Origin of the sequence: Seleniivibrio woodruffii, from assembly GCF_029267515.1 — a bacterium.
GTDB classification, from domain to species: Bacteria; Chrysiogenota; Deferribacteres; order Deferribacterales; family Geovibrionaceae; genus Seleniivibrio; species Seleniivibrio woodruffii_A.
In genome coordinates this window covers 1-5138 of the sequence record NZ_JAJUIS010000030.1, presented here as the reverse complement: position 1 = coordinate 5138, position 5138 = coordinate 1, and the positions used below count along the sequence as shown (strand labels likewise).

Here is a 5138-nt window from a genome sequence, read left to right as displayed (position 1 = left end):
AGTTGTTTCTGTTCCGTCAGCAGACCTTACTGTGAACGTTTCCGTTACAGTCTCGCCCTCTGCAAGGCTGTTCATATTTGTATCGGTTGCATAAGTCCATGCACCGTCTGTTCCGATGCTGAACTTGCCGTATGAGCCCTGAGTATCTGTCTGTGCTACAAACTCGGCTGCACTGTCAACATCGCTTATGCTGAGTAAGCCGCCAGTTGTAAGGACATCATTGCCCTCTGTAAGGTCTTTAACATCGGAGCTTACTACAGCAGCATCGTTAGTACCTGTGATGTTCACTGTGACAGTTGTTTCTGTTCCATCAGCAGACCTTACTGTAAACGTCTCCGTTACAGTCTCGCCATCTGCAAGGCTGTTCATATTCGTATCGGTTGCATAAGTCCATGTTCCATCGGTGCCGATGCTGAACTTGCCGTATGCTCCCTGAGTATCTGTCTGTGCTACAAACTCGGCTGCGCTGTCAACGTCAGTTATTGAAAGAACACCGCCAGTTGTAAGGATTGTGTCTGACTCAGTAAGATTGACTGTGTCAGAGCTTACTGTAGCCGCATCGTTTGTACCTGTGATGTTTACTGTTACAGTTGTTTCTGTACCGTCGGCAGACCTTACTGTAAACGTCTCCGTTACAGTCTCGCCATCTGCAAGGCTGTTCATATTTGTATCGGTTGCATAAGTCCATGCACCGTCTGTTCCGATGCTGAACTTGCCGTATGTGCCTTGAGTATCTGTCTGTGCTACAAACTCAACTGCGCTGTCAACATCGCTTATGCTGAGTAAGCCGCCGGTCGTAAGGACATCATTGCCCTCTGTAAGGTCTTTAACGTCGGAACCTAAAACCGCCGCGTCATTAACAGCTCCGACAGAGATAGCCACGTTGTAAGTGTTCGTACCGCCTTTACCGTCGGAAACTGTATAGCTGAAGCTGTCATCTCCGTTGTAGTTGTCGGCAGGAGTGTAAGTATATGTACCGTCTGCGTTAACCGTTACAGTACCGTGTGCAGCGTCAGTGTCGAGTGAGTAAGTCACGTCGTCACCGTCGATGTCGGCAGCCGCAGGCAGTGTGCCAGTAACGACCGTATCCTCATCGGTGGCAATTGTTGTGTCGGCAGCAGTGGGGGCATCGTTTGCCGGAGCCACGGACACATATATATTATATGTATTTGTGCCGCCTTTACCATCGGACACAGTATAGGAAAAACTGTCTTCCCCGTTATAGTTTTCAGCCGGGGTATAAGTGTATGTTCCGTCAGAATTAATAACCACAGCACCGTGAGCTGCATCCCCGTCAAGCGCATATGTAACGCTGTCTGCATCAATATCGGAAGCAACAGGAAGTGTACCGGTCAGAACAGTGTCCTCTGTGGTTTCAACAATGGCATCCGCCGCAACTGGAGCATCGTTAACTGCTGCAACATCTATTTTTGCGGTTGCTGATACAGTTTCGATGCCGTCAGTAACTGAAAATTCAAAAGTAGCTTCGCCGTTAAAATCTTTATCGGGTGTAAACGTATATGTGCCGTTTCCGTTGTCCACAAGGGTGCCGCCTGTGACAGAGGTTATCCCCGCGATGGAGAGATTGTCGCCGTCGATGTCCGTTGCCTGCGCAAGAAGAGTCGCGGCAGAGATAGTGACCGAAGTGTCTTCGGTTGCGGAGAAAGAGATATCGCTGACCACAGGGGCATCGTTAACGCCGGTAACGGTTATTGTTATGGATTCATAGCTTATCTCACCTGCGGAATCGGTAACTGTATAGTCAATGGTGAGAACAGTCTGTTCGCCCTCTGCGAGATAGTCATATGAAGACGGGTCGAATGTATATGTTCCGTCCTCGTTCAGCGTAAAACCTTCGGGGACGCTGGCTGAATCTATTGCAAAAGTGAGCGTGTCGTTAACGTCGGGGTCTGTCGCTGTGAGCTGACCAGTAACAACGGTTCCGTCCTCAACAGCGCTGATGATTTCAGCATATGCAACCGGAGCATCATTGGTTCCGGCAACAACAACGTTAAGAGTATCGTTCTCTGTTGTTCCGTTGGGATACGTAATTACGATATCTATGTCGTAAGATACGCTTTCGCCGTCGCCGAGGTAGTCGTAGTCGGGCAAAGTTGGGTCAATGTAGTATGAGCCGTCGGGGTTAAGAACAAAGCCGGGGGGCACTGTTTCGCCTTCTGCTATGGAATATACTGGTGAACCTGTCTCTTCGGTTGCAGTTGTATCGTTGTTATTATTTCCCGATGAACTGTAGGTGTCAGTGTCAGTTGAGTCTGTTATGTTGCCGGAGGGGAGCAGATAGCTGCCAACGTATCCTTCGGATGTGTCGCCCTCAAGGATATCGTTAAGAACGATGCCCTGTCCTGTCTCTTCACCTGCTGCGGTTTCCTCTTCCTCATCGGAAAGCTGTTCGCCGTTTTCAAGTGCGTTCTGCAGATCCTCCGCATCCATGGCGAGATCGTCAAAGGATGCTATGAGCGAATCGTCGATGGCGAGCTGCTCGTTTGCGCCAATGGTTATCTCTCTTCCGTTGGCAAGCTGAAGGATAACCTTCGAACCGCTCATCGTTTCGATAACGTCGCCTATAGATATGAGATCGCCCGGATAAATTGATTTGACCGAACCGTCTATCCCGTGCAGAACCGCCTGACCGATAACCTGAACAACTTTTCCAACTGCTGCCATAAGACACCTCAGAATAATAATAAGATATCAAAGCATACACTATACGGATAAGAACACATCGTACCATGGTACAATCAGAGATATTTTTTAATATTTTTTCTTGTTCAGGATTTTCTAAAGACTGTCGGTCTTGAAAAATTAACTGTTTGAGGTTATGATATTTTTATTACAACTTTTGGTAGGTATGCTGATTTGAAAAAACTATACGCGACGGCGGGAGCGTTATTGCTTATAATCTTTTTATTCTTTATCTATCAGAAATATATCAACCATAATTTTCATATCGTTGAAAAAGATGCACTTTACCGAAGCGCACAGCCCACACCTGAAATACTGAAAAAGTATAAGGAGAGATACGGCATACGCTCGGTTATCAGCCTGCGCAGGGCAAGACCCGACAAAGAATGGTACAGAAAAGAAATTGCCGCGTCGCAGGATCTTGGTCTTGCTCACTATGATGTCGCCCTGTCCTCCACAATGCCGGCACCGATGGAAAAAATGGAGGAACTTGCACAGATTTTAAAAACAGCGGAACGCCCCATGCTTATACACTGCCTCGGAGGATCCGACAGAACAGGACTTGGTGTGGCTTTATATCTTTATACCGTAAAGAATCAATCACCCGAAGAAGCATTGGAACAATCTTTAAGCATATTCTACGGGCACTTCCCATACCTCTGGATGAAAACTGACGCAATGACGGAAAGTTTTCTCAGATATACTAAAAATAATTAATACAAATTCAATCCTATTTACCCCTTGACAAATATTTGAATACGAATAATTTGATATCATATAATACGAAGTGAGGCGGATATGACAAAATATCAGGGAACAGAGGAAGAGGTTGAGGCGCTCAATACATATATAAAACTGATGCGCGCAGCCAAAAGCGTTACAGACGCCGCCCACGGTCATCTGACAAAGCACAGGCTCACCGAAACCCAGTTCGGCGTGCTTGAAACGCTTTTTCACCTTGGCGGCATGTGCCAGAGGGAGCTTGCTGAAAAAAACCTTACCAGCACAGCAAATATAACAACGGTGCTTGACAACCTTGAAAAAAGGAAACTGGTTGAGCGGGTACGCAGTGAAACCGACAGACGGTATATTACTGTAAACCTTACGGAAAGCGGCAGAGAACTTATCTCATCCATATTTCCGGATCATGTACGTTCAATTGTTAAAAGTTTCAGGGCATTGACCGGCAGCGAAAAAAATACCCTCGGCGAAATATGTAAAAAACTTGGCAGGAGCCAGACCGTATAGACCATTAATTATATAACGGAGGAGTATCATGAGCTATCAGGATTTTTTAAACAGTGTTAAAGCAAGAAGAACATATTACGGAATATCAAACGAAAAAGTTGTGGAAGAAAGCGTGGTTGAGGATATCGTGAAACAGGCGGTTCTGCACGCACCGTCCGCTTTCAACTCCCAGAGCGCAAGGGTTCTTGTTCTTTTCGGAAAAGAACACGACAAACTTTGGGAAATAGTGAGAAACCAGTTGCACAGAGTCGCACCCGCAGCGCAGGTTGACGGAAAGATAGATTCTTTCAAAGCCGGTTACGGCACAGTTCTTTATTTTGAAGACCAAACCGTTATCAAAGGACTTCAGGAAGCATATGCAGCATATGCGGACAACTTTCCCGTATGGTCGAACCATTCCGGCGGTATGCTCCAGTTCATCGTATGGACAGCGCTGGAGCAGGCGGGTCTCGGCGCATCACTCCAGCACTACGGTCAGCTTATAGAGGGCGACGTTCAGAAAGAATGGGGAGTGCCTGCAAGCTGGTCACTTCTGGCGCAGATGCCTTTCGGTAAACCTGTTGCCGACCCCGGTGAAAAACAATTCTCGCCCATCGAAGAGAGAGTGAAAATTTATAGATAACCTATGAAGGGAGGCGAAAAAGCCTCCCTTTCTTTTTTCATATCCGCAGTGTATAATCTGCCGTCAAAAAAACCTACGGAGATTGAAAAATGTCAGAATTTAAAAATGTTTCAGTGGTAAAAAAAGCGAACGTATTTTTCGACGGAAAGGTCGTGAGCCGCTCTGTGATATTTGAAGACGGCACAAGAAAGACCCTCGGTTTCATCCAGCCCGGCGAATATACATTCAACACCGCCGCCGCGGAGGTTATGGAGATTCTCAGCGGAGAAATGGAGGTCGTGCTGCCCGGCAAAACCGAAAAACTCGTTATTAAAGGCAGCGGCGTTTTCGAAGTGCCTGAAAATTCATCATTCACAATGTACGTTTCAACTCCCTCAGACTACATCTGCTCATTCGCATAACAACTTACGGGGAGCTGACGCTCCCCTCAGCTTGTTGACAAACCCCATGTAATTGCAAATACATGGGGTTTTTGTTATTGTATATAATGCTTAAAGAAACAGAAGACCAATTTGAAACGGAACTTTACCTGAATATTGATGATCTTGTCCCTCATGATCATCTT

5 protein-coding genes are annotated in these 5138 nt (G+C 46.5%); 4 read left to right on the top strand and 1 reads right to left on the bottom strand.

The genetic code is table 11. The features are described from left to right. Nucleotides 1–2685, bottom strand: a 2685-nt coding sequence (locus Q7P67_RS13355) for a retention module-containing protein (RefSeq protein WP_303852732.1), incomplete at its 3' end; no start/stop codon positions are given. A 225-nt stretch (nucleotides 2686–2910) separates the two neighbouring features. Here Q7P67_RS13355 and Q7P67_RS13350 point away from each other — a divergent pair. The 4 genes from Q7P67_RS13350 to Q7P67_RS13335 all read left to right on the top strand — a co-directional run bounded on the left by Q7P67_RS13350 (nucleotide 2911) and on the right by Q7P67_RS13335 (nucleotide 4974). After that, nucleotides 2911–3420, top strand: coding sequence for a dual specificity protein phosphatase family protein (locus Q7P67_RS13350; RefSeq protein ID WP_303852731.1), 510 nt, complete (start codon nucleotides 2911–2913; stop codon nucleotides 3418–3420). An 81-nt stretch (nucleotides 3421–3501) separates the two neighbouring features. Beyond that, a complete protein-coding gene (locus tag Q7P67_RS13345; protein ID WP_303852730.1) occupies nucleotides 3502–3951 on the top strand; it encodes a MarR family winged helix-turn-helix transcriptional regulator in 450 nt (149 codons plus the stop codon). 28 nt (nucleotides 3952–3979) lie between these two features. Continuing rightward, nucleotides 3980–4573, top strand: a complete 594-nt coding sequence (locus tag Q7P67_RS13340) for a nitroreductase family protein (protein WP_303852729.1) — start codon at nucleotides 3980–3982, stop codon at nucleotides 4571–4573. 89 nt (nucleotides 4574–4662) lie between these two features. Continuing rightward, nucleotides 4663–4974 (top strand): pyrimidine/purine nucleoside phosphorylase, encoded by a 312-nt coding sequence (locus Q7P67_RS13335; RefSeq protein ID WP_303852728.1) that lies wholly within the window; start codon nucleotides 4663–4665, stop codon nucleotides 4972–4974. Nucleotides 4975–5138 lie beyond the last annotated feature (164 nt).

Bases quoted from the DNA above. Each gene is read 5' to 3' on its own strand.
- Q7P67_RS13345 (WP_303852730.1), top strand. From the start codon at position 3,502: ATGACAAAATATCAGGGAACAGAGGAAGAGGTTGAGGCGCTCAATACA.
- Q7P67_RS13335 (WP_303852728.1), top strand. From the start codon at position 4,663: ATGTCAGAATTTAAAAATGTTTCAGTGGTAAAAAAAGCGAACGTATTT.
- Q7P67_RS13340 (WP_303852729.1), top strand. From the start codon at position 3,980: ATGAGCTATCAGGATTTTTTAAACAGTGTTAAAGCAAGAAGAACATAT.